Source organism: Streptomyces sp. NPDC111520 (genome assembly GCF_055635295.1).
This window is the reverse complement of the sequence record NZ_JBVKBW010000003.1, coordinates 565,628-588,493: the sequence shown is the minus strand read 5'-3', so window position 1 is coordinate 588,493 and position 22,866 is coordinate 565,628. Positions and strand designations below refer to the sequence as shown.

At 73.8% G+C, this 22,866-nt stretch carries 20 protein-coding genes; 7 read left to right on the top strand and 13 right to left on the bottom strand.

Translation table 11 applies throughout. The annotated features are described in order from the left end of the window. Positions 1-2 precede the first annotated feature (2 nt). From ACZ7MY_RS10130 to ACZ7MY_RS10095, 8 genes are all read right to left on the bottom strand, one after another. Complete coding sequence (locus ACZ7MY_RS10130) at positions 3-875, bottom strand: DMT family protein (protein ID WP_499600847.1); 873 nt, start codon at positions 873-875, stop codon at positions 3-5. 295 nt (positions 876-1,170) lie between these two features. Continuing rightward, a complete protein-coding gene (locus ACZ7MY_RS10125; protein WP_499600846.1) occupies positions 1,171-3,048 on the bottom strand; it encodes a complex I subunit 5 family protein in 1,878 nt (625 codons plus the stop codon). An 11-nt stretch (positions 3,049-3,059) separates the two neighbouring features. After that, positions 3,060-3,404: a sodium:proton antiporter gene (locus tag ACZ7MY_RS10120; protein ID WP_499600845.1), complete on the bottom strand. Its 345-nt coding sequence runs from the start codon at positions 3,402-3,404 to the stop codon at positions 3,060-3,062. Further along, positions 3,401-4,129, bottom strand: coding sequence for an MnhB domain-containing protein (locus ACZ7MY_RS10115; protein ID WP_499600844.1), 729 nt, complete (start codon positions 4,127-4,129; stop codon positions 3,401-3,403). Before ACZ7MY_RS10115 ends, ACZ7MY_RS10120 begins: the two co-directional genes overlap by 4 nt. After that, a complete protein-coding gene (locus ACZ7MY_RS10110) occupies positions 4,126-4,419 on the bottom strand; it encodes a Na(+)/H(+) antiporter subunit B (protein ID WP_499600843.1) in 294 nt (97 codons plus the stop codon). The genes ACZ7MY_RS10115 and ACZ7MY_RS10110 overlap by 4 nt, the downstream gene beginning before the upstream one ends. Beyond that, positions 4,416-4,718: a monovalent cation/H(+) antiporter subunit G gene (locus tag ACZ7MY_RS10105; RefSeq protein ID WP_499600842.1), complete on the bottom strand. Its 303-nt coding sequence runs from the start codon at positions 4,716-4,718 to the stop codon at positions 4,416-4,418. Before ACZ7MY_RS10105 ends, ACZ7MY_RS10110 begins: the two co-directional genes overlap by 4 nt. Next, the gene (locus tag ACZ7MY_RS10100) at positions 4,715-4,993 is read right to left on the bottom strand and encodes an MrpF/PhaF family protein (RefSeq protein ID WP_499600841.1); all 279 of its coding nucleotides are present in this window, start codon (positions 4,991-4,993) and stop codon (positions 4,715-4,717) included. Before ACZ7MY_RS10100 ends, ACZ7MY_RS10105 begins: the two co-directional genes overlap by 4 nt. Then, positions 4,990-5,454, bottom strand: a complete 465-nt coding sequence (locus ACZ7MY_RS10095) for a hypothetical protein (RefSeq protein WP_499600840.1) — start codon at positions 5,452-5,454, stop codon at positions 4,990-4,992. Before ACZ7MY_RS10095 ends, ACZ7MY_RS10100 begins: the two co-directional genes overlap by 4 nt. Before the next feature lie 238 nt (positions 5,455-5,692). Here ACZ7MY_RS10095 and ACZ7MY_RS10090 point away from each other — a divergent pair, with 238 nt between their 5' ends. Further along, positions 5,693-6,445, top strand: a complete 753-nt coding sequence (locus ACZ7MY_RS10090) for a DUF4097 family beta strand repeat-containing protein (protein ID WP_499600839.1) — start codon at positions 5,693-5,695, stop codon at positions 6,443-6,445. 51 nt (positions 6,446-6,496) lie between these two features. Here the strand turns inward: ACZ7MY_RS10090 and ACZ7MY_RS10085 are convergent, their stop codons facing one another. The 4 genes from ACZ7MY_RS10085 to ACZ7MY_RS10070 all read right to left on the bottom strand — a co-directional run bounded on the left by ACZ7MY_RS10085 (position 6,497) and on the right by ACZ7MY_RS10070 (position 10,696). Further along, complete coding sequence (locus tag ACZ7MY_RS10085; protein WP_499600838.1) at positions 6,497-7,336, bottom strand: carbohydrate ABC transporter permease; 840 nt, start codon at positions 7,334-7,336, stop codon at positions 6,497-6,499. Then, on the bottom strand, positions 7,333-8,217 hold the full coding sequence (locus tag ACZ7MY_RS10080) for a carbohydrate ABC transporter permease (RefSeq protein ID WP_499600938.1): 885 nt from the start codon (positions 8,215-8,217) through the stop codon (positions 7,333-7,335). Before ACZ7MY_RS10080 ends, ACZ7MY_RS10085 begins: the two co-directional genes overlap by 4 nt. A 142-nt stretch (positions 8,218-8,359) precedes the next feature. Further along, complete coding sequence (locus ACZ7MY_RS10075) at positions 8,360-9,634, bottom strand: ABC transporter substrate-binding protein (RefSeq protein WP_499600837.1); 1,275 nt, start codon at positions 9,632-9,634, stop codon at positions 8,360-8,362. 9 nt (positions 9,635-9,643) lie between these two features. Further along, positions 9,644-10,696 carry a carbohydrate kinase family protein gene (locus ACZ7MY_RS10070; RefSeq protein WP_499600836.1) on the bottom strand — a complete coding sequence of 351 codons (1,053 nt, stop codon included), beginning with the start codon at positions 10,694-10,696 and terminating at the stop codon, positions 9,644-9,646. A gap of 197 nt (positions 10,697-10,893) precedes the next feature. Between ACZ7MY_RS10070 and ACZ7MY_RS10065 the strand changes: the two genes are divergently transcribed. The 5 genes from ACZ7MY_RS10065 to ACZ7MY_RS10045 all read left to right on the top strand — a co-directional run bounded on the left by ACZ7MY_RS10065 (position 10,894) and on the right by ACZ7MY_RS10045 (position 20,816). Then, a complete protein-coding gene (locus ACZ7MY_RS10065) occupies positions 10,894-11,646 on the top strand; it encodes a DeoR/GlpR family DNA-binding transcription regulator (protein ID WP_499600835.1) in 753 nt (250 codons plus the stop codon). Continuing rightward, the gene (locus ACZ7MY_RS10060) at positions 11,643-12,986 is read left to right on the top strand and encodes a 6-phospho-beta-glucosidase (RefSeq protein ID WP_499600834.1); all 1,344 of its coding nucleotides are present in this window, start codon (positions 11,643-11,645) and stop codon (positions 12,984-12,986) included. Before ACZ7MY_RS10065 ends, ACZ7MY_RS10060 begins: the two co-directional genes overlap by 4 nt. Positions 12,987-12,998: 12 nt before the next feature. Beyond that, positions 12,999-16,118 carry an alpha-mannosidase gene (locus tag ACZ7MY_RS10055; RefSeq protein WP_499600833.1) on the top strand — a complete coding sequence of 1,040 codons (3,120 nt, stop codon included), beginning with the start codon at positions 12,999-13,001 and terminating at the stop codon, positions 16,116-16,118. A gap of 287 nt (positions 16,119-16,405) precedes the next feature. Beyond that, on the top strand, positions 16,406-19,396 hold the full coding sequence (locus tag ACZ7MY_RS10050) for a glycoside hydrolase family 2 TIM barrel-domain containing protein (RefSeq protein ID WP_499600832.1): 2,991 nt from the start codon (positions 16,406-16,408) through the stop codon (positions 19,394-19,396). A 133-nt stretch (positions 19,397-19,529) separates the two neighbouring features. Continuing rightward, positions 19,530-20,816, top strand: a complete 1,287-nt coding sequence (locus ACZ7MY_RS10045) for a glycoside hydrolase family 18 protein (RefSeq protein ID WP_499600831.1) — start codon at positions 19,530-19,532, stop codon at positions 20,814-20,816. 74 nt (positions 20,817-20,890) lie between these two features. Here ACZ7MY_RS10045 and ACZ7MY_RS10040 read toward each other — a convergent pair whose 3' ends face one another. Further along, complete coding sequence (locus tag ACZ7MY_RS10040; RefSeq protein ID WP_499600829.1) at positions 20,891-21,634, bottom strand: CAP domain-containing protein; 744 nt, start codon at positions 21,632-21,634, stop codon at positions 20,891-20,893. A gap of 448 nt (positions 21,635-22,082) precedes the next feature. Between ACZ7MY_RS10040 and cobF the strand changes: the two genes are divergently transcribed. Next, positions 22,083-22,850, top strand: a complete 768-nt coding sequence (cobF, locus tag ACZ7MY_RS10035) for a precorrin-6A synthase (deacetylating) (RefSeq protein WP_499600828.1) — start codon at positions 22,083-22,085, stop codon at positions 22,848-22,850. Positions 22,851-22,866: the final 16 nt, after the last annotated feature.

The window sequence follows — 22,866 nt, the reverse complement described above, 5'->3', positions numbered from 1 at the left end:
TCCTACGGCGTGCCGCCCGCGGCCGACGCGGGCGGCACGTCCTGCTCCGCCTCCCCGAACCGGGCCAGGGCCAGCGCGCCCGCGATCGACAGCGCGAAGCCGAGCACCGCGAGCGGGGCCCGGTCGTGCCGCGTGGAGTCCCCCAGCCACACCACGCCGAAGAGCGCGGGCCACAGCGACTCGGTGATGACCATCGCCGCCGTCGCCGCGGTGACCGAGCCCGCGGCAAGGGCGTCGACGAGGAAGACGAATCCGGTGACGCCCGAGATGACGACGGCGTACGTCGCCGGGTCCGCGAGCAGCTCGCCCGGCGCGAACCCGATCAGCATCCGCACCGCCACCGCCACGACGCCGAACGCCAGCCCCGCCACGGCACCGAGCACCGCCGCCCGGCTCCGCTTCGAACGGCGCTCCACGACCCGTCCGGCGACCGCCAGGACCACGGCCGTGACGAGGATCGCGAGCCGCAGCCGCGGGTCGCCCTCGCTCCCGCCGTCCCGGCCCGCGGAGACGGCCAGCACCGCGAGCCCGAGGCACACCGCGCCGACCGCCGTCCACTCCGCCGCGCGCAGCCGCACCTTCAGCAGCACCGCCGCCACGACCGCGGTGACGGCGAGCGAGGACGCCAGCGCCGCCTCGACCACGAACAGCGCGACGGACCGCAGCGCGACCAGCTCCGCCGCGAAACCCAGCGCGTCCATCCCGACACCCGCGACGAACGGCCAGCAGCGCAGCGCCCGCACCAGCGTCCGCGCTCCCGCGCACGGCGCCCCCGGCGCGGCCGCGGCGGCCCGGCGCGCGCCCATGGCCTGGAGCACCGTCGCGGTCCCCATCAGCACGGCGGCACACAGCGCGAACGCGATACCCGGTCCCATGCACGGACCGTAACCGCCCAGGGCGGCCGCCCGGTACGACCGCCACGCGTCACATCCCCCGCACCGTGCCCGGCGGGCCGCTCCGCGGTGGCGTCGGCCCCCTGCGGCCCCGGTGCCCCGCACGGGCGCCCGGTCCCGACGCAGAACGGCACGTGGATCCCGAACGCCTCGACCCGCTTCTCCGTTGCGCGCTCTGCCGGACCGCCGCCTTCGGTGGGCCTCGGGGCGGGTTCCCTGGTGCCTCTCGGGTGCGCGGACGGGACGCTGGGGAGCGCGGTGGTGCGCGCGTGGCGTCTCAGCCGCCGCCCGCCTGGGCGCCGAAGGCCACCAGCAGTACGGCGACGCCGACCGTCAGCCAGGCGACGGAGTCGCCGGGCAGTCCCGAGTGCAGCCGGCGCAGCGGCACCACGGCCGTACGGGTCACCGCGGAGGCGGCGGTGCGGGCGCGCCGCACCAGGTCGCCGGAGGCAGCCGGGCCCCACACGGCGGCCGCCGCCAACGCGGCGGCGGCGGCCGTGGACAGCAGACCCAGCAGCACGCCCTCCGGGGTCCACCCGGCCTCGGGCGGGACCCCGGCGGGAACGGCCGCCCGCGGCGGGCCGAGCGTCGCGGCCGCGTAGCCGGCGTGATCGGTGAACCCCGTCGCGGAACGGGCCAGGGAGGCGCCCACCGCGGGCACGAGGCCGACCGCGAGGCTGCCGAGCAGCAACAGCGCCGGGACGGCGACCATCATCACCGGCACGACCCGGCGCGGCCCGCGGATCTCCGGCTCCTCGCCCTCGCCGCTGGTCTCCGGCCCGCCGGGGTGGGCCGGGGGACGCGGCCCGGCACCGCGGAAGACGTGCAGCGCGGCACGCAGCACGGCGCCGCCGGTCACCGCCGAGGCCACGAGGTACACGGCGGGCAGCCACCCCAGCCAGTGCGCCGCCGCGTCCTCCGCCAGCGCCTTCCCCAGCCCCGTCCCGAACGGTGGCAGCCCCGCGAGCACCAGCCCGGCCAGCAGGAACAGCGCGCCGGGCAGCACCAGTTCGCGGGCCCTGCCGTGCAGCCCGCGCTCGTCGACCGAGCCGTACCGGTCCAGCAGCACCCCGGTCAGGCCGAACAGGGCGGCCTTGGCCCCGGCGTGCCCGGCGACGTACACGGCGGTTCCCGCCGTGCCCAGCGGGGTGAGCGTGGCGACGCCCACCAGGAACAGGCCCACGTGCGAGACGGTGGAGAAGGCCAGCAGCCGCTTGAGGTGCCGCTGCTGCCAGCACATCACCGCCCCCACCAGCGCCGTCAGCACCCCGAAGGCCGTCAGGGTGTCGCGCAGCGCGTGCGGCGGGATGCCGCCGGGCCCGGAGAACACCGCCCAGTAGACACGGGTGACCCCGTAGACGCCCAGTTCGACCATCACGCCCGACAGCAGCATGCACACCGGGGTCGGCGCGACGGCGTGCGCGTCGGGCAGCCACAGGTGGAAGGGCACCATCGCGGCCTTCACCAGCAGTCCCGTCACGACCAGCACGAAACCGCACACCACCAGGGCGTCCGGCCCGCCGTGCCGGGCCAGTTCGCGGCCGATCGCGGCGAAGCCCAGTTCGCCCGTGCGCGCGTACAGCAGGCCGATGCCCATCAGGGAGGCGTACGCGCCGAGCGAGTTGACCAGGCCGAAGGTCAGCGCGCCCTGAAGCGGCCGGGGGTCCTCGATGCGGTAGCCGGTCAGGGCGTACGCGACCACGCCCATCAGCTCGAAGAAGACGAAGGCGTCGAAGAGGTCCCCGGTGAGGGCGAAGCCGCACATGCCCGCCTCGAAGAGCAGCAGCAGCGCGGGGAAGTTGCCCGCGTGGTCGCCGCCCGGTTCGGCGTAGTAGCGCCACGAGTAGACGACCACCGCCAGCACCAGGACCGCGGCGAGCAGCGCGATCCCGCCACCCACCCGGTCCGCGGCGAGGACGACGCCGACGCCGTGGCCGCCCGGGGCCTGCGGCCGCCAGCCGCCGAGCCACGCCACGGACAGCCCGTCGCCCGCCCGCGCCCACAGCGCCGCCACGACCACCACCTCCGCCGCGGCGCAGACCGTCGCCAGCAGGTCGCAGCCCAGCCGCGGCAGCCATCGGCCGCACACGGCCAGCAGGACCGCGCCGAGCAGCGGAACGGCGACGGCCAGCGGCAGCAGGGCGTCCGGCCCCACGGTCGGCGCCCTCAGCCCTTCAGCCCGGTGAGCGACTCCGGGTCCAGGGTGCCGTGCCGCTTGCGCAGTTGGATGACCAGGCTGAGCAGCAGCGCGGTCACCACCGCGCCCACCACGACGTCGGTCAGGGTCAGCGCCTGCACGACCGGGTCGACGACCGGGGTGTGCACGGAGGCGTCGGAGAAGACGGGGGCGGTGCCGCCGCGCCGGTAGCCGACGGCCAGCAGCAGCACGTACGTCCCGGCCTGGGCGACGCTGAGGCAGCCCACGGCCTGGATGAGGTCACGGCTGGTCACCAGCCCGTACATGCCGGCCAGGAAGATCCAGCCGGCCACGAGGTAGGGCAGCACGCTCACTTGTCGGTCACCTCCACGGCCTGGTCGAGGAAGGAGGCGAGCAGGACGACGACGCCCGAGCCCACCTCCACCCCGACGGCGGCGTTGATCAGCGGCACGAGCCCGCCGGAGGCCAGGTCGCGGAAGGTCCCCAGCGGCAGCGTGTTGGCCAGGTACGCGCCGGCCACCGCCAGCCCCACCAGCCCCAGCGCGGTGAACGCCGCCGCCGCGAGGGCGTCCGTCACCTCCAGGACGGCCAGCGGGCGCACCCGGCCCAGCACCCGGTAGTCGGCGGCCACGTACGCCAGGTGCAGGCCCGCGGCCAGCACCACCCCGCCCTGGAAGCCGCCGCCGGGGCTCAACTGGCCGTGCGCGACGACGTACCAGCCGGTCAGCAGCGCCACCGGCAGCAGCAGCGCGCCGAACAGCCGCGTGGCCGGCAGCACCGACCGGGGCGCCGGGCCGACCTTGCGCTCGTCGCGGGCCAGTCGCAGCAGCACGGTGGCCCCCAGGACCGCCGCGAACAGCACCGACTCCTCGCCGAGGGTGTCGAAGGCCCGCTGGTCGAAGTTGACCGAGGAGACCACGTTCGCCGTGTGCCGGGACAGGGCCGCGGAGACCGCCCGCTCGCCGTAGGGGTGGACGTCACCCCCGAACGGGGGCAGTTCGGCACAGGCCAGTGCCCAGCCGGCGAACAGCACCGCGGCGGCGACCGCGAACAGCCGGATCCGCGTGGCGCGCCTCACCGGCCGTCCCGCCCGCGCCGCCCGGTCCGCCCGTCCCGCTCGGCCGCGGGCCCGCGCCGGACCCGGCGCACGGTGAGCAGGATGAGCAGCGGCGTCAGAACCGAGCCGACGGCCAGTTGCGACAGCGCCACGTCGGGGGCCTGGAACACGGTGAACAGCAGCGCGAGCGCCAGGCCCAGGAAGGCCAGGACGACGGACTGCCGCACCGGGTCGCGGGTCAGTACGGCCGCCGTGGCGGTGACCGCCACCAGCAGGAGCGCGATCACGGCCGGCGCATCGGTGCCCGTCACGTGGAGGGTTCCCTTCGCTCGTCCATGCGCACGGTCAGCCGCCCGAGCGCCATCGTGGTCACGGTGCCGCCGGCGGCCAGCAGCAGCCCGACGAACAGGAGCTTCAGGGCGGCCCGGCCCGGTCCCGTCTCCACCGCGAGGGCCAGCGCCACCAGTGGGGCGCCGAGCGCGCCGGCGGGGGAGAGGGCGTGCAGGCGGCGGTAGGGGCCGGGCAGCAGGACCAGGGCCGCGGCGGACAGCAGGAGCACCGCGCAGCCCACGACCAGCAGGGCCACCGCGATGACGTGACGTGTCGTCATGTCGCCGCACCGCCACCCTCGTGCGGCTCCCCGGCCAGGAAGCGGGTGAAGACCAGGGTGCCCACCGGACCCAGTACGGCGAGCACCAGCGCGAGATCGGTGTACGAGGAGCGCCCGAACCCCTGGGCCAGCAGCAGGAAGACGACCGCCACCAGGGTCGTCGCCAAGCTCGTGCCGGCGAGCCGGACGTGCGCCGGCCCGCGCAGCGCCAGCCAGGCGCACGGGCCGAGCCCGGCGGCCATGAGTACGGTGGCCGCGATCAGCCAGGCGTTCATCCCCGTACCTCCTCGGCCCCCAGTGCGCGCTCCATCGCCGACGTCCCGGCGCCGAGCCGGTGCACCGTGACGACGCGTTCGCCGCTGTCGTCGACGTCCACCACGACCGCGCCCGGCGTCGCGGACAGCGCCGCGGTCGCCCATCCCGCCCCCACGCCCTCGGGCAGTCGCAGCGTGTGCAGCCCGCCGCGGTGGGCCCGCCCGCCGAAGGCGGCGACGGCCAGTTGCCAGGTCTCCGCGAGCACCGCGCCCGGCCAGGCGCGCACCGCACGCGCCGCGTGCCGCGCACCGCCCGGCGTCGCGCCGGAGGCCGTCCGCACCGTGCGCGCGGCGATGCCGGCCAGCAGCGCGCCGGCCGCGCCGACCCCGACCTCCAGCACCGTGACCGGCCCGATCAGCACCACGTACAGGGCGAGCAGCACGAGCAGCCACCCCGTCACCTCGGCCGCCCTGCGCCGCATCCTGCCCTCCCGTTCCCGTCCGCCGCCCCGCCCGCCAGGTCTACCGGCCGCGGCGCCGGGGGCCCGCCCCGCGCGCCGCCCGGGCGCCCGCTGCCACCCGTTCGCCGCACCGCGGTCGAAGCGCGTGTACCCACGCATCGGCGGGCCAGTCACTCCATCGGGGGATCGGGAATGCCCCCTTTGCAGCTATATGCTCCGCATGGGGCGATGGTTGACGACGTGCAAGGAGAAGGCAGTGGTGAAGAGTTGGCGCGTGGTGGCGGTCGTCCTGGCACTCGCGGCGACGGGGTTCCTGGCGTCCTGCGACGCGGGCGGCGACGGGGCACCCGGTGCCGAGGTCACCGGCTCCGCCGTCCCCTCGGGGAAGGGGTCGCCCGGCGGCGCGACCGACGGGTCCTCCCCGCGCTCCTACGAGATCTCCGGCGCGAAGGCGCTCGACGTGCGCAACGAGAACGGTTCCGTGCGGATCACCGTGGGCAGCGGGCCGATGTCGGTGACCGAGACCCTGGAGTACGGCGCCGTGAAGCCGGCCACCCGCCATCGGGTCGAGGGCGGCACCTTGAGACTGACCGGCTCCGGGTGCGGGAACAGCCGGCCGTGCAAGGTCGACTACGTCGTCAGAGTGCCCGCCTCGACGCCCGTCACCGTCAGGGTGCGCAACGGGCAGGTCGAGGCGGACGGCGTCACCGGCGCGGTCGACCTCGGCACCGGCAACGGCGGAGTCACCGGCACCGCCCTCGGGGCCCGCCGGGCCTCGCTGACGAGCGAGAACGGCACGGTGGAGGCGACCTTCGAGGCCGCGCCGGAGGAGGTCACCACCACGACCGGGAACGGCATGGTCACCGTCACCGTGCCCCCCGGAACCGCCTACGACGTGCGCGCCCGGACCGGCGTCGGGATGAGCGAGGTGAGCGTGCCGACCGATGCGTCGTCGGCGCGCAGGATCACCGCCACCACCGGGAACGGCATGGTCACGGTGCGGACGGGCTGACCGCCCGCCCGGGGCACCGCGGCGAACGGCGGTGCCCCGGGAGCCGTGCGGTCAACCGCGGACGGCCCCCTCGGTCGCGCCCGCGATGAAGCCCCGCGCGAAGAGCGCGAAGACCAGCACCAGGGGCGCCGAGGCGAGCAGCACGGCGGCCATCACGACGCTGTAGTCGGTGGAGCGGCCGACGTTGAGCTGGGCCAGGGCGACCTGGAGCGTGATGTGCTCGGGGTTGACCAGGGCGATCAGCGGCCAGACGTAGTCGTTCCAGGCGTTGACGAAGGCGTAGATGCCGAGGAACGCCAGCGCCGGGCGGATCATGGGCAGCACCACGTGCCAGTACTGGCGCAGGAAGCCGCAGCCGTCCATGCGGGCGGCGTCGAGGAGTTCGTCGGGAACGCCGCCGCTGATGTACTGGCGCAGCCAGAAGATGCCGAAGGCGTTGGCGAGCGCGGGCGGGATGAGCGCCTTGAGCGTGCCGAGCCAGCCCAGGTGCATCATGATCAGGTATTGCGGGATGATCGCCAGCTGCAGCGGCAGCATCATGAAGACGAGGAGCACCCCGAAGAGCCACCTGCGTCCGGGGAAGTCGAACTTGGCGAAGGCGAACGCCGCGATCGAGTCGACGAAGAGCACGAGCAGGGTCGAGACGCAGGCGACGGCCAGCGTGTTGAGCATCGAGCCGAAGAAGTCGACGCTTTCGAGCACCGTGCGGACGTTGTCCAGCAGGTGCGGGCCGAAGGAGACCTTGGGCGGCGTCCGGTAGATGTCGCGCGTGGTGTTGGTCGCCATGACGATCGTCCAGTAGAACGGGAAGATCGAGACGAGGACCGCGGCGATCAGCACGAGGTGGGGGTAGAGCCCCTTGGGCCGCAGCGACCGTGCGGTGCGCGTCATGACTTCCTCCCGCGCTGTACGAGGCGCCAGTTGACGGCGACGAGCACCAGGATGAGCACGAAGAACGCCCAGACGATGGCGGCGCCGTAGCCGAAGTCGTTGTTGGAGAAGGCGGATTGGTAGAAGTAGAGCAGTGTGGTCAGGCCGGCCTGGCCGGGGCCGCCGAGATTGGCGTTGGCCGCGTTGCTGCCGAACAGCACCTGCGGTTCGGTGAAGCTCTGCAGACCGTTGACCGTCGAGATGACCACGGTGAAGAGGATGACCGGACGCAGGATCGGCACCGTGATGCGGAAGAAGGTCCGCACCGGCCCCGCCCCGTCGATCCTCGCCGCCTCGTAGACCTCGCCGGGGATGGCCTGCATCCCCGCCAGATAGATGATCATGTTGTAGCCGGTCCACTGCCAGGTCATCAGCAGTGCGATGACCAGCTTGATGGTCCACGGATTGCTCATCCACTGGACCTCGGGCAGGCCCGCCATGTGCAGGATCGCGTTGACCAGGCCGAAGTTGTTGCTGAAGACCGCGCCGAAGAAGATCGCGATGGCGACGATCGAGGTGACGTTCGGCAGGAAGAGCGCGATCCGGTAGAAGGACTTGAAGCGCCGCACGGAGTTGAGCAGCGTGGCCAGCACCAGCGCCCCGAAGAGCGTCGGCACCGTCGACAGCACCCAGATGGCCAGGGTGTTGCGGATCGACAGCCAGAAGACCGGGTCGTCCATCAGGAAGCGGAACTGCTGCAACCCGACGAACTGCATCTCGCCGATGCCGTCCCAGCGCTGGAAGGCCAGGTAGAGCGAGTAGAACACCGGCCAGAGCATGAACACGCCGAAGACCAGGTAGAACGGCGAGATCGCCAGGTACTGCGGCCAGAAGGAGAGCACCCCGCGCCGGGCGGCGCGCGGCGCCGGCGGCAGATGGTGCGCGGGCGCGGAACGGCGCGGACGGAAGCGCGGCCGCCCCGCCCCGCCGTCGGTGGTGCCCACCGCGACGGAGCCGGGGCCGGTGGTCGGAGGCGCCGCCATGTCAGCGCACGCCCTGCCGCTGCGCGATCTGCTTGGCCTGGTCCACCGCGTCCTTCCACGCGTCGTCCGGCTTCTTGCCCTTGGTCTCGATGTTGGTCAGCTCGGTCTTGAACGTGGCCATGACGGCCGCGTCCGCCGGGGCCTCGTACGCCGCCGGGATCGCCTTGGCGGCCGGCCCGAAGACGTCGATGGTCTTCTGACCGCCGAAGTACGGGTCGCCGGAGGTCATCTGCGGCATGGCGTACGCGGCAGGGGCGGCCGGGAAGATCGCGGCGTCGGCGAAGCCGCGGGCGTCGTTGGCGGGGCTCAGCAGCCAGCTCACGACCTTGAAGGCCTGCTCGGGGTTGCGGCACTGGCGGGGCAGCGCCAGGAACGAACCGCCGAGGTTGGACGGGCCGCCCGGCATCGGGGCCACCCGCCACTTGCCCTTGGAGTCGGGGGCGGCGGAGGAGATGTCCAGGGCGTGCCAGGCGGCACCGAGTTCGGTCGCCAGGGTGCCCTTGGCGATGGCCGCGTTCCAGCTGTTGTCGTTGATCTTGGCGTCGAGCCCCAGCTGGTACGGCCGGACGGCCAGGTCCCAGGCGGTGCGGATGTGGTCCTGGTCGCCGACGAAGTGGTTGTCGGCGTCGATGAAGCGCTGCGTGCCCTGCCCGACGGCGATGTCGAAGACCGCGCTCGCGCTGTTGATCAGCGACGCCGACGGCACCGCCTTGTGCAGTTCCCGGCCGGCGTCGAACCAGTCGTCCCAGGTCTTGATCTGCGCCGCGACCTCGCTCGGCTCGGAGGGCAGCCCGGCCTGCTCGAAGAAGTCCGCGCGGTAGAACATCGCGGTGGGGCCGATGTCGATCGGGAAGCCGATCTGCCGGCCGTCCTCGCTCCGCGCCAGCTTGGTCTTCCACTCCAGGTACTGCGGGGCGATGTCCTTGAAGCCCAGTTCGTTCAGGTCCAGGAAGCGGTTGGCGTTGGGCAGGAACGAGGCCATGTCCTCGCCCTTGATGCCGGTGATGTCGGGCACCGACTGGCCGCCGGTCAGCGTCGTGAGCAGCTTCTGCTTGAAGTCGCCGCCTATCTGCGCGGACTTCAGGGTCACCTCGGTGAAGTGCGCCTGCGCGTCCTTGACAACCTTGTCACTCAGCCCGCCGCCCCAGTACCAGAGCGTGAGGTTCTTGCCGTTCCTGGTGCCGCCCGCGCCGCCTCCGCCGCACGCGGCGGTGAGGCCGGCGGCCGCGGCGGTGAGCACGGTCGCCTGCAGGAATCGTCTGCGGGAAAGGTCCACGGGGTTCTCCTACTGCTCGGGCTGATCGGCGTGGTGCGGGCCCGCGGCGGTCGTCGCGGCGGCCGGCACGGCGTGGTCGAGGAAGGCGTACGCGGAGCGCAGTCCGTCGTTGCCGGGGGAGTCGCGCACGGCCCGCCACCAGCGGCCGACGGCGGCCAGGTCCGGTGCGGCGGCGGCGCCCCCGATGCGCCCGACGGACAGCGCGGCGACAAGGTTGGCGAAGCGCAGCCGGTCGGCGAGCGGCCGGCCGGCCAGGGTGGCGGCGACCAGCCCGGCACCGAAGACGTCGCCCGCGCCGGTGGTGTCGACGGCGTCCACCGCGAGGCCCGGTACCGACGCCGTCTCGCCCGTCGAGGAGTCCACCGCCAGGGCGCCCGCGGCGCCGTCGGTGACCACGGCGAGCGGTACCAGGTCGGCCAGCCGGGACAACGCCGCCCGCGGGGTGGTGGTGCGGGTGTAGGCCATCGCCTCGTCGGCGTTGGGCATGAAGGCGTGGCACAGGGCGAGCTGCTCCAGTACCGCCGGGCTCCAGCGCTCCGAGGGGTCCCAGCCGACGTCGGCGAAGACCAGGGTGCCCGCGGCGTGCGCGCGCCCCACCCACTCCAGCGGCTCGGCGCCGATGTGGGCGATCGCGGCCCGGCTGGGCGGCGGTTCGCCGATCATCGCGTCCGGGCCGAGCGGCGGCTCCTGGCCGTGGGTGACCAGCGCCCGGTCGCCCTCGTAGGCGAGGGAGACGGTCACCGGCGTCGGCCACCCGGCGAACCGGCGCGAGCGCGAGAGGTCGACGCCCTCGGTGACGGACAGTTCGTGCCACAGGTGCGTGCCGAGCAGGTCCTCGCCGAAGGCCGCGGACAGCGACGTACGCAGCCCCAGCCTGCTCAGCGCGACCGCGAAGTTGGCGATCCCGCCGGGGGAGGTGCCCATGTCCTTGGTCCACACCTCGGCGCCCGGGGTGGGTGCCGAGGGGAGCCCGGTGAAACCCAGGTCGAAGAAGAGCAGCCCTGACAGGAAGACATCGGCTGCCTCCTCCCGGGTGCTGCCGGCGTGTGTCGACCGCGGCATTGCGACCTACCTCTCCAGGGGCACCGGCGCGGAGCGCGGCCGGTGCTTCGTGTCCCCCCGGTCCAGGCCCGGACGGGGGGACGTCCTGGCCTGAAGTAGGCAAGAGCTTGCATGCTGTGCAGTGGTTTGACAAGGGTCAATCACAAACCTGCTCGACTTTGATTGACTTTGCAGAGAGCCCGGGTAGGGTTCGGGGCATGCTCCCCGACCGACGACATGAGCTGATCCTCCGCGCACTGCGGTCGGACGGCCCCACCTCGGTGACCGCGCTGGCCGAACGGATCGGCGCCAGCCAGGCCACGATCCGCCGCGACCTCATCCAGCTCGAGGACGAGGGCCTGCTGAAGCGCGTCTACGGCGGCGCGGTCCCGCTGACCGGCGAGGACGACCCGTTCCCCGACGTCGCCGCGGTCCGCGTCGAGGCCAAGGACGCCATCGCCGTCCGCTGCGCCGAGACCATCCAGGACGGTGAGACCGTCCTGCTCGACATCGGGACGACCGCGCTGCGGGTCGCCCGGCACCTGCGCGGCCGCTCGCTCACGGTGATCACCAGCAACCTCGCGGTCTACGAGGAGCTGCAGGACGAGAAGGACGTGCAGCTGGTGCTGCTCGGCGGGGTGGTGCGCCGCGAGTACCGCTCCCTGGTCGGCTTCCTCACCGAGGACAACCTGCGCCAGGTCCGGGCCGACCGGCTGGTGATGGGCACCAGCGGCATCCGTCCGGACGGGCAGATACTGGACACGACCGCCGTGGAGGTGCCCGTCAAACGGGCCATGATCGCGGCGAGCGACCAGGTGCTGCTCGTGGCGGACGCCGGGAAGTTCCCCGGCACCGGCATGGCCCGGGTGTGCGGGCCGGAGGACATCGACGTCGTGGTGACCAACGCCCCGGCGGACGCGACGACCCGGACCTCGCTGCGCGAGGCGGGGGTGGAGGTAGTCGAGGTATGAAGCTCACGATTCTCGGCGGTGGCGGCTTCCGCGTCCCGCTGGTCCACCGCGCCCTGCTGGAGGACCGCGCGGAAGGCCGGGTCACCCACGTCACCCTGCACGACCTCGACCCCGCACGGCTGGACGCCATCGTCCGGGTGCTGCGGCAGCAGGCGCAGGGATACCCCGACGCGCCCGAGGTCACCGTCACGACCGACCTCGACGAGGCCGTCACCGGCGCCGACTTCGTGTTCTCCGCGATCCGCGTCGGCGGCCTCGCCGGGCGCGTCGTCGACGAGCGCGTCGCCCTCGACGAGGGCGTCCTGGGCCAGGAGACGGTCGGCGCCGGCGGCATCGCCTACGGGCTGCGCACCGTTCCCGTCGCCGTCGACATCGCCCGCCGCATCGCGCGGCTCGCCCCCGACGCCTGGGTCATCAACTTCACCAACCCCGCCGGCCTGGTCACCGAAGCCATGTCCCACCACCTCGGCGACCGCGTCATCGGCATCTGCGACTCGCCGGTCGGCCTCGGCAGGCGGGTGGCGCGCGCCCTCGGCATCGACCCCGGCCGGGCCTGGTTCGACTACGCGGGGCTGAACCACCTCGGCTGGCTGCGGGCGGTCCGCGTGGACGGCGTCGACCTGCTCCCGCGGCTGCTGGCCGACGAGGCGGCGCTCACCTCCTTCGAGGAGGGCAAGCTCTTCGGCGCCGACTGGCTGCGCACCCTGGGCTCGGTGCCCAACGAGTACCTGAACTACTACTACTCCAACCGCGAGGCCGTCGCCGCCGCGCGCGACGCCGAGCACACCCGCGGCGCCTTCCTCCTGGAGCAGCAGCGGCGCTTCTACGAGAAGATGCGCGCCCCGGGCACGGAACCCTTCGCCGCCTGGGACGCCACCCGCCTGGAGCGCGAGACGACCTACGGCGCCGACGTCCGCGAGGCCGCGGGGGCCGGTGAACGCGACTCGTGCGACCTGGAGTCCGGCGGCTACGAGAAGGTCGCCCTCGCCCTGATGCGGGCCATCGCCCTCGACGAGCGCACCACGCTGATCCTCAACGTCCGCAACCGCCGCGCCCTCGAGCCGCTCGACTCCGAGGCCGTCGTCGAGGTGCCCTGCCATGTGGACGCCAACGGGGCCCGCCCCATCGTCGGCGACCCGCTGCCCGGCCACGCCGTCGGCCTGGTCACCGCCGTCAAGGCCGTCGAGCGCGACGTCATCACCGCCGCCACCACCGGCGACGGCGCCGCCGCACTGCGGGCCTTCGCGCTGCACCCGCTCGTCGACTCCGTCGCCGTCGCGCGGCGCCTGCTCGACGGATACCGCAAGCACGTACCCGACCTCGCCTACCTCCGGGACTGAGGGGACCAGCCCATGCACGACGACCGCAAGCAGGTCGAGGCGCGCCTCGACCGCGTCCTGGAACAGCGCATCCGCCCCGCGGTGTACGGCGCGTCGGTACCGCTGACGCTCACCGCGTGGCACGTGGAGGGCGAACCGGTGCCCGTGGGCGAGGCACTCGCCGCCGAGTACGTGCCCTTCGCGACCGGCGACCGCTGGGGCACCCCCTGGTCGACCAGCTGGATACGCGCCCGGGGCACCGTCCCCGCCGAGTGGGCAGGCCGCCGCGTGGAGGCCGTCTTCGACCTCGGCTTCATCGGTGACTGGCCCGGCGGCCAGGCCGAGGCCCTGGTCCACGACGCCTCCGGCACCCCGGTCAAGGGCATCGAGCCGCGCAACCAGTACGTGCCCGTGGCGAACCCCGCGGCCGGCGGTGAACCGGTGGAACTGCTGCTGGAGGCCGCCGCCAACCCCGACGTCCTGGCCAAGGGCTTCCTGCCGACCCCGCTCGGCGACCGGCTCACCGCCCCCGCCGAGCCGCTGTACACGATGGCCCGCGCCGATCTCGCCGTCCTCGACGAGGACGTGTGGCACCTCGTCCTCGACATCGAGGTCGCCGGCGAGCTGATGCGCGAGCTGTCCACGGCCGAGCCGCGCCGCCACGAACTGCTGCGCGCCCTGGAGCGGATGCTCGACGCCCTCGACATCGCCGACGTCGCCGGTACCGCCGCCGCGGCCCGCGCCGAACTCGCCGGGGTGCTGTCCCGGCCCGCCCACGCCAGCGCCCACACGCTGTCCGCGGTCGGCCACGCCCACATCGACAGCGCGTGGCTGTGGCCGCTGCGCGAGACCAGGCGCAAGACGGCCCGTACCTTCTCCAACGTCACCGCGCTCGCGTCCGACTACCCGGAGCTGGTGTTCGCCTGCTCCCAGGCCCAGCAGTACGCCTGGGTCAAGGAGCGCAACCCCGAGGTGTACCGGCGCATGCAGGAGGCGGCGAAGGCCGGCAACTGGGTGCCGGTCGGCGGCATGTGGGTGGAGGCCGACGGCAACCTGCCGGGCGGCGAGGCGATGGCCCGCCAGCTGATCCACGGCAAGCGCTTCTTCGCCGAGGAGTTCGGCGTCGAGTGCCGGGGGGTGTGGCTGCCCGACTCCTTCGGCTACACCGGCGCCTACCCGCAGATCGCCCGGCTGGCCGGGATGGAGTGGTTCCTCACGCAGAAGATCTCGTGGAACCAGACGAACAAGATGCCGCACCACACCTTCTGGTGGGAGGGCATCGACGGCACCCGCATCTTCACGCACTTCCCGCCCGTCGACACCTACAACGCGGTGTTCTCCGGCGAGGAGATGGCCCACGCCGTCCGCAACTACGCCGACAAGGGCGGCGGCACGCGCTCCCTGGTCCCCTTCGGCCACGGCGACGGCGGGGGCGGTCCGACCCGCGAGATGCTGGAGAAGGCCCGGCGGCTGCGCGACCTGGAGGGCTCGGCCAAGGTCGTCGTCCAAAACCCGGACACCTTCTTCCGCGAGGCCCGCGCGGAGTACGAGGACGCCCCGGTGTGGTCCGGCGAGCTCTACCTGGAGCTGCACCGCGCCACCTACACCAGCCAGGCCCGCACCAAGTCCGGCAACCGGCGCGGCGAGCACCTGCTGCGCGAGGCCGAGCTGTGGGCCGCCACGGCCGCGCTGCGCGACCCCTCGTACGCGTACCCGTACGAGGACCTCGACCGGCTGTGGAAGACGGTCCTGCTCCACCAGTTCCACGACATCCTGCCCGGCTCCTCCATCGCCTGGGTGCACCGCGAGGCCGAGGCGACCTACGCCCGCCTGAAGGAGGAGCTGGAGGCGATCACCGCGGGCGCCGCCGCGGTGGTGGCCGGCGACCCCGGCACCGGGCCGTCGGCGCCGTGGGTGTTCAACACCTCACCGCGGCCCCGGGCGGAGGTCGTCGCCGTGCCGGCGGCGCCGGACGGAGCCGAGGGCCAGCCGCTCTCCGACGGCCGGGTGGCGGTCTTCGCCGAGCTGCCCGCCTCCGGGGCGGGGCCGGTCGTGGCGGCCGAGCCGGACGGGAGGGTGACCGTCACCGAACGCGTCCTGGACAACGGGCTGGTCCGCGTCGAACTCGACGACGACGGGCTGCTCACCTCGGTGTTCGACCTGAGAGCGGGCCGCGAGGTGCTGGCCCCCGGCGAGCGCGGCAACCTGCTGCGGCTCCACACCGACCTGCCCAACCAGTGGGACGCCTGGGACATCGACCGCCACTACCGGCGGCAGTACACCGACCTGACGGCCGCGGACGCGATCACCGTCGTCGAGGAGGGCCCGCTCGTCGGCGCGATCCGCGTCGAGCGGTCCTTCGGCGGCTCCCGCCTCGCGCAGACCGTACGGCTGCGCGCGGGCAGCCCGCGGATCGACTTCGACACGGAGATCGACTGGCACGAGAGCGAGAAGATCCTCAAGGCGGCCTTCCCGCTGGACGTGCACGCCGACCGCAGCGCCGCCGAGATCCAGTTCGGGCACGTCTTCCGGCCCACCCACACCAACACCAGCTGGGACGCGGCCCGTTTCGAGGTCTTCTGCCACCGCTGGGCGCACGTCGCGGAGCCCGGGTACGGCGTGGCCGTGCTCAACGACTCGACCTACGGCCACGACGTGGGCCGCACCTCACGCGAGGACGGCGGCACCACCACGACGCTGCGGCTCAGCCTCGTCCGCGCGCCCCGCGTCCCCGACCCGCACGCCGACCAGGGCCCGCACCGCATGACGTACGCGCTGCTGCCCGGCGCGGCCGTCGAGGACGCCGTGGCGGGCGGCTACGAGCTCAACCTGCCGCTGCGGGTCACCGCCGGGGCCGCGGACGCGAGGCCGGCCGCGCCGCTGGTGACGCTCGACGGCACGCGGGCCGCGATCGAGGCGGTCAAGCTCGCCGACGACCGCTCCGGCGACGTCGTCGTCCGGCTGTACGAGTCCCTCGGCGGGCGCGCCGCGACGACCCTGCGGGCCTCGTTCCCCGTGGCGCGGGTGCAGGTCACGGACCTGCTGGAACGCCCGCTGGAGGGGGAGGCGGCGGAGCTCGGGCCCGACGGCGGGATCCGGCTGGCCCTGCGGCCGTTCCAGATCCTCACCCTGCGTCTCACGCCGAGCGCGTAGCCGCCCCACCGCCCGGAGCGGTCCGGCCACCGGCCACCGGCCGCCCCACCGTTCCGGGCCGTCGGGGGCGGGCGCACCACGCCCGCGCCCGACGACGCGCCGCCCGGCCGCCACCCCGTGCCGTCACAGCGGACCCTTGTCCTCCCCGGCGCCGATCGCGCCGCACCGCGGGCCCCGACCCGCGGCCGCCGGGTCATCCCCGGCGACGCCGCCCCGGTCCTCGTTCCCACGGGCCCGCCGTCACCGCGCCCCCACCGCGAACCGACCGCTCCCGGGAGGGAACCCCCATGCAGGACCGCCGTCCCGCCGCAGCAGAGCCCGCCGTTCCGATCGACCCCTGGGACGCCCCCGAGCTGACCGGGTGGCGCCGGCTGCCCATGCACGCGGTCGTCCGCCCCGACGCCCCGTGCGTACCCCTGGACGGACGCTGGCGCTTCCAGCTGCTGCCCACCCCGCGCACCCCGCTCGCGGGCCGCTGGGCCGAGACGGACGTGCCCGGCTGCTGGACCGTCCAGGACTTCGACGACGTCCACGGTGTGCGGGACCTGCCGCACTACACCAACGTGACGATGCCCTTCCCCGACCTGCCGCCCTCACCGCCGGCCGGGCGCAACCCGACAGGGGTGTACGAGCGGGAGGCCGAGGTGCCCGCCGACTGGGCGGGGCGGCGCGTCGTGCTCCACGTCGGGGCCGCCGAGAGCGTGCTGATCGCGCACGTCAACGGCACCGCCGTCGGGGTGGGCAAGGACTCCCGCCTCGCCTCGGAGTTCGACGTCACGCACGCGCTCCGCCCGGGGGAGCGCAACACCGTGCGCCTGACCGTCGTCAAATGGTCCGACGCGACCTTCCTGGAGGACCAGGACCAGTGGTGGCACGGCGGCATCACCCGCTCCGTCCACCTCTACGCCACCGACCTCCTCCACCTGGCGGACGTGGGGATCACCGCCGTGCCCGGCGGCGCCCTCGACGTCGCCGTCAAGGTCCGCAGCGGGGCGGGCGCGCTCCCGGCGGGATGGAGCGTCTCCGGACTGCTGTGCACCCCGGACGGCATCCTGCGGCTCCCGGCCGACGAGGCCTTCGCGCGGGCCAACGTCGCGAGCGAGCGGGTCTCGGACTTCCTCGGCGAGGCCCGCATCCGGGCCACCGTGCCCGGTGTGCGCCCCTGGACCGCCGAGACCCCGCACCTGTACGACCTGACCGTGCGGCTGCACCGTGCGGACGGCAGCGTGGCCGACGAGTCGCGCCACCGCATCGGCTTCCGCAGCGTGGCGATCACCGGGGCCGACCTGCTGGTCAACGGCGTCCGGGTCTACTTCCGCGGCGTCAACCGGCACGACTTCCACCCGCTGACCGGGCGTGTGGTCGACGCCGAGGAGATGCGGGCCGACCTGTGCCTGCTCAAGCGGTACGGTTTCAACGCGGTGCGCACCGCGCACTACCCGCCCGACCCGGCGCTGCTCTCGCTCGCCGACGAACTCGGCCTGTACGTCGTGGACGAGGCCGACATCGAGACCCACGACCACGCCCACGAACTGGCCGACGACCCCCGCTACCTGGGGGCGTTCACCGACCGGGTGGCCCGGATGGTGCTGCGCGACCGCAACCACCCCAGCGTGGTCGTCTGGTCGCTGGGCAACGAGAGCGACCACGGCGCCAACCACGACGCCGCCGCCGGCTGGCTGCGGCGCACCGACCCGACCCGGCCCGTGCAGTACGAGGGCGCGATCAAGGACGACTGGGAGCGGGAGCAGTCCGCGAGCGACATCATCTGCCCGATGTACGCCTCCATCGAGGAGATCACGGCCGGCCCGCACTCCAAGCCGCTCATCCTGTGCGAGTACTCGCACGCCATGGGCAACAGCAACGGCTCCCTGGCCGACTACTGGCGGGCCATCGAGTCCACCCCGGGCCTGCAGGGGGGCTTCGTCTGGGAGTTCCGGGACCACGGCATCCTCCAGCGGCTCACCGGGGAGCGGGCCGGTCTCCCGGCCGGGCCCGACGCGCCCGCCGGCGCGTACGCGGACGGCTTCGCCGCGCCGGGCTACCGCTGGGCGTACGGCGGCGACTTCGGGGACACGCCGAACGACGGCGCCTTCTGCGCCGACGGCCTCGTCCTGCCCGACCGGACGCCCAAGCCCGCGATGGCCGAGCACCGTGAGATCGCCGCCCCGCTGCGGCTGGAGCTCACCCCCGACCACCGCGGGGCGCGGATCACGAACCGGCAGCACTTCACGGGCCTCGCGTGGTTGAGCGCGCGGTGGCACATCGGTGACTCCGGCACCGCCCCCGTCCGGCTGCCGGACCTTGCGCCGGGGGAGAGCGCGGTGGTGCCGCTGCCCACCAGCCTGCTGCCGCACGGCGACTCGCACCTGACCCTGCGGGTCACGACGGCCGAGGACCTGCCCTGGGCGCCGCGCGGCACGCTGGTGTGCGCCCCGCAGGTGGTGCTCGACGAGGACCACCGGGACCTGCTCACCCGGGCGGGCGCCGTGCTCGCCCCGGGCGGGGTGGTGGAACTCGACGAAGCCGGGCTGCTCCGGCACCCGTTGCTCACCGCACCGCCCGTGCTGACGCTGTGGCGGGCGCCCACCGACAACGACGAGTGGGGCGGCATCGCCGCCCGCTGGCGCGCCTGGGGCCTGCACGCACCGCGACGCACCCTGGTGTCGGTGGGCAGGGAGGGCGCGAGCGTGGTGGTGCGCTCGGAGTACGCCACGGACGGTGCGGGCACCGTCGGTCACGAGCAGGTCCTGACGCCGCTGCTGAATGGCGGGCTGCTCGTCGACGAGACCGCCGTGCTGCCGGAGGCGCTGACCGACGTGCCGCGGGTCGGTACCGTCTTCGAGACCGTGGCGGGTCTTGACACCCTGGAATGGTTCGGCCGGGGGCCGGGCGAGACCTACCCCGACCGGTGCACGGGCGCGACCACCGGGCTCCACCGGGCGGACGTGGACGCCCTGTTCACGCCGTACCTGCGGCCGCAGGAGAGCGGCGGGCGGCACGGCGTGCGGCGCTTCGGCCTCACCGGGGCGGCGGCCGCGGCGGGGATCGCCGTCCACCTGGACGCCCCGCGCCAGGTGAGCGTCACCCGCTACCGCGCCGCGGAGCTCACGGCGGCCGCGCACCACGACGAACTCGTGCCGCGCGCCGCGTGCGTGGTCCACGTGGACGCCGCCCACCGCGGGGTCGGCACCGCCTCCTGCGGGCCCGACACCCTGCCGGCGTACCGGGTCGGTCCGGGCACCCACCGCTGGTCCTGGACGCTGATGCCGACCTGACGGGCGCTCACCGGGACCTGAGGAGCGGGTACTTCCGCATTGGTGCAGACCATTGACCTCATTGGTCTAGTCCTTCTAGGGTGTCCCCGCACCCACGCGCGCTCACGACCGCTTCCTCACCAGAGGTGACTCCATGCCCGGACAGCACGGATCACGGTTCCGCAGAGCCCTGACCGGCCTCGTCGCCGCCGGCACGGCGCTGCTCACCGCGAGCCTCGTCACCGGCCCCGCCGCGGCCCAGCCGTTGCCCACGGCGGCGTCCCACGGCCATCACGCCCCGCACGCCCCGCACGGCCAGGGGGCGACGTCGAAGGTCGTCGGCTACTTCATCGACTGGGGCGTCTACGACCGCAACTACCACGTCAAGAACATCGTCACCTCGGGCGCCGCCTCCCGGCTCACCCACATCAACTACGCCTTCGGCAACGTCACGGACGGCAAGTGCGCCGTCGGCGACGAGTGGGCGGACTACCAGAAGCCCTACGACGCGGCCGGCAGCGTCGACGGCGTCGCCGACAGCACCGCGGAAGGCGCGCTGCACGGCAACTTCAACCAGCTGCGCAAGCTGAAGAAGAAGTACCCGCACATCAAGGTCCTCTGGAGCTTCGGGGGCTGGACCTGGTCGCCCGGCTTCACCCAGGCCGCCGCCGACCCGAAGGCCTTCGCGGACTCCTGCTACGACCTCGTCGAGGACCCGCGCTGGGCCGACGTCTTCGACGGCATCGACATCGACTGGGAGTACCCCAACGCCTGCGGCATGTCCTGCGACACCAGCGGCCCGGGCGCGTACAAGGACCTGATGTCCGCGGTACGCCACCGCTTCGGCAAGAAGAACCTCGTCACCGCCGCCATCACCGCCGACGCCTCGGACGGGGGCAGGATCGACGCCGCCGACTACGCGGGCGCCGCGAAGTACGTCGACTGGTACAACCCCATGACCTACGACTACTTCGGCACCTGGGCCGCCACCGGCCCGACCGCCCCCCACTCGCCGCTCACCTCCTACCGCGGCATCCCGGCGAAGGACGCCAACGCGGCGGCGACCCTCCACAAGCTGCGCGGCCTCGGCATCCCGGCCCGCAAGCTCCTGCTCGGCCTCGGCTTCTACGGCCGCGGCTGGACCGGGGTGACGCGGACGGCGCCCGGCGGTGACGCCACCGGACCCGCTCCCGGCACCTGGGAGGCGGGCAGCGAGGACTACAAGGTGCTCAAGACCCGCTGCCCGGCCACGCACGTGGTCGCCGGCACGGCCTACGCCCGCTGCGGCGACGAGTGGTGGAGCTACGACACCCCGCTCACGCTGCGCGGCAAGGCGGCCTGGGCGAAGTCCCAGGGCCTCGGCGGCGCCTTCTTCTGGGAACTGAGCGGGGACACCGCCGACGGCGAGCTGATCAACGCGCTCGGCCGCGGCCTGCGCTGAGCGCGGCCGCCGGCCGCACGTACGCCGGGAGGCCCGGCCGCCACGGGGGCGGCCGGGCCTCCCGGCGTACCGCTTCAGCGCGCGGCGCCGAAGTCCTGCGTCCAGTAGTTGCCGGGCTGCGCCAGCGCGATCCCTATCTCCTTGAAGGAGCAGTCCAGTATGTTCCGCTTGTGGCCCGGGCTGGCCATCCAGGCGCTCATCACGCTGGAGGCGGAGGAGTAGCCGTAGGCCACGTTCTCGCCGTAGCTGCGCCAGTTGTAGCCCGTCGAGGAGATGCGGTCGGCGGGTGACGAGCCGTCGGAGCCGGTGTGCGACATGTTCCGGTGCGACGCCATGTCCTTGCTGTGGTCCTGCGCGGCCTCGTTCAGCTTGGCGTTCACCTTCAGGGCCGTGCAGCCGGCCTTGGCGCGTTCCTGGTTCACCAGGTCGAACACGGTGGCCGAGGCTCCCGTCAGCGTGGCGCCCGAACCCGCGGCCGGAGCGCCCGGTGCGGAGGAGGGCGCCGACGACGGCGCGGAGGAGGGGGCAGAAGAGGGCGCCGAGGGGGCGGCGGGAGCCGAGGACGGCTTCCCGCTCCACGGGCCGCCCTTGGTCCAGGTCCCGCCCGCGGTCTGGCCGGCGGAGCCGTCGGCGGCCCCGTTCCAGGACCCGCCCCACGAGCCGTGGTTCCAGCGGCCCTGGGCCTGGGACCCGTCCTGGCGCGGCCCCTGCTGGCCGCCGACGCAGGCCATGGCCACCGAGGGCACACCCACGGCGGCGACGGCGAGGGCGGCGACGGTGATCTTCCGGAAGGGCATCGTCCGGCGGTGCTTCGTCATTGCGTGACCTCACTCGAGGGTTCGGCGTGCGTGTTCACAACCCGCCTGAGCTGCCGTGACGGCTGGCGGGCCCGGCCATTGTGTGGACCGTCCCGAACATCGGGCAATGGAAGATCGGTACTACGCGGACTCGTAGCCACGACGGTTCTTGCGCAGGGCGCGTGGGCGTGCCGCGCCGCCGGACCCGTCGTCCGGATGAGACCTGATGGGCCCTCAGTTCGCATTCCCCGCCCCGGGAGCAGCCCATGACGCCGTACGGATCGGATACCGTCGCCCCCCTGTGCGAATAATGTCCCATTCCGTTCCGGATAGAGCTTATATGCCGTGAGGGTGCCGGCTACTAAGTCGCACCGTAATCACCCCATCCGGCGTGAGGGACATCACAGGACCTCCCGGGAACAGTTGCCGCGGTGGCCGTCACGGGCGTACCGCAGGGCACAATCACCGCATGCGACACATCCTCGTCATCGGCATCGGCGCGGGCGATCCCGAACACCTCACCCTTCAGGCGGTCAAGGCGATCGGCCGTACGGACGTCTTCCTCGTCCTCGGGAAACCGGAGGAGCGCCAGGACCTGATCCGCCTGCGCCGGCGGATGCTCGACGAGCACGCCCGTCCCGGCCACCGCATCGTCGAGGTGCCCGACGCCGAGCGCGACCGCACCGCACCCGGCTACGCCGAAGCCGTCGAGGACTGGCGCCGCCGCCGCGCCGACCTGGTGGCGGACCTCCTCGACGCCCACCTCGGCCCCGGTGAGACGGGTGCCTTCCTGGTCTGGGGCGACCCCTCCCTCTACGACAGCGTGATCGCCGTCGTCGACGAGGTCCTCGCCCGGCGGCCCGGCACCTTCACCCACGAGGTCGTCCCCGGCATCAGCAGCGTCGCCGCCCTCGCGGCCCGCCACCGCCTCACCCTCACCCGGGTCGGCCGCCCCCTGCAGATCACCACCGGCCGCCGCCTCGCCGAGGGGTTCCCCGGGGACGCCGACGACGTGGTGGTCATGCTCGACGGCCGCGCGGCCTTCGCCGGGATCGACCCCGAGGGCCTGGACATCCACTACGGCGCCTACCTCGGCACCGAGGACGAGATCCTCATCTCCGGCCCGCTCGCCGAGACCGCGCAGCGCATCCTCAGCGCCCGCGCCGAGGCCCGGGAGCGCAAGGGCTGGATCATGGACACCTACCTGCTGCGCCGCCGTCCCGACGGGGTGGACTGAAGCACGCACGGCCCGC

Coding starts and splice junctions, on each gene's coding strand:
- ACZ7MY_RS10100 (WP_499600841.1), bottom strand. CDS start 4,993: ATGAACGCCTGGCTGATCGCGGCCACCGTACTCATGGCCGCCGGGCTC.
- ACZ7MY_RS10085 (WP_499600838.1), bottom strand. CDS start 7,336: ATGACGCGCACCGCACGGTCGCTGCGGCCCAAGGGGCTCTACCCCCAC.
- ACZ7MY_RS10050 (WP_499600832.1), top strand. CDS start 16,406: ATGCAGGACCGCCGTCCCGCCGCAGCAGAGCCCGCCGTTCCGATCGAC.
- ACZ7MY_RS10060 (WP_499600834.1), top strand. CDS start 11,643: ATGAAGCTCACGATTCTCGGCGGTGGCGGCTTCCGCGTCCCGCTGGTC.
- ACZ7MY_RS10045 (WP_499600831.1), top strand. CDS start 19,530: ATGCCCGGACAGCACGGATCACGGTTCCGCAGAGCCCTGACCGGCCTC.
- ACZ7MY_RS10070 (WP_499600836.1), bottom strand. CDS start 10,696: ATGCCGCGGTCGACACACGCCGGCAGCACCCGGGAGGAGGCAGCCGAT.
- ACZ7MY_RS10065 (WP_499600835.1), top strand. CDS start 10,894: ATGCTCCCCGACCGACGACATGAGCTGATCCTCCGCGCACTGCGGTCG.
- ACZ7MY_RS10055 (WP_499600833.1), top strand. CDS start 12,999: ATGCACGACGACCGCAAGCAGGTCGAGGCGCGCCTCGACCGCGTCCTG.
- cobF (WP_499600828.1), top strand. CDS start 22,083: ATGCGACACATCCTCGTCATCGGCATCGGCGCGGGCGATCCCGAACAC.
- ACZ7MY_RS10130 (WP_499600847.1), bottom strand. CDS start 875: ATGGGACCGGGTATCGCGTTCGCGCTGTGTGCCGCCGTGCTGATGGGG.
- ACZ7MY_RS10040 (WP_499600829.1), bottom strand. CDS start 21,634: ATGACGAAGCACCGCCGGACGATGCCCTTCCGGAAGATCACCGTCGCC.
- ACZ7MY_RS10095 (WP_499600840.1), bottom strand. CDS start 5,454: ATGCGGCGCAGGGCGGCCGAGGTGACGGGGTGGCTGCTCGTGCTGCTC.
- ACZ7MY_RS10105 (WP_499600842.1), bottom strand. CDS start 4,718: ATGACGACACGTCACGTCATCGCGGTGGCCCTGCTGGTCGTGGGCTGC.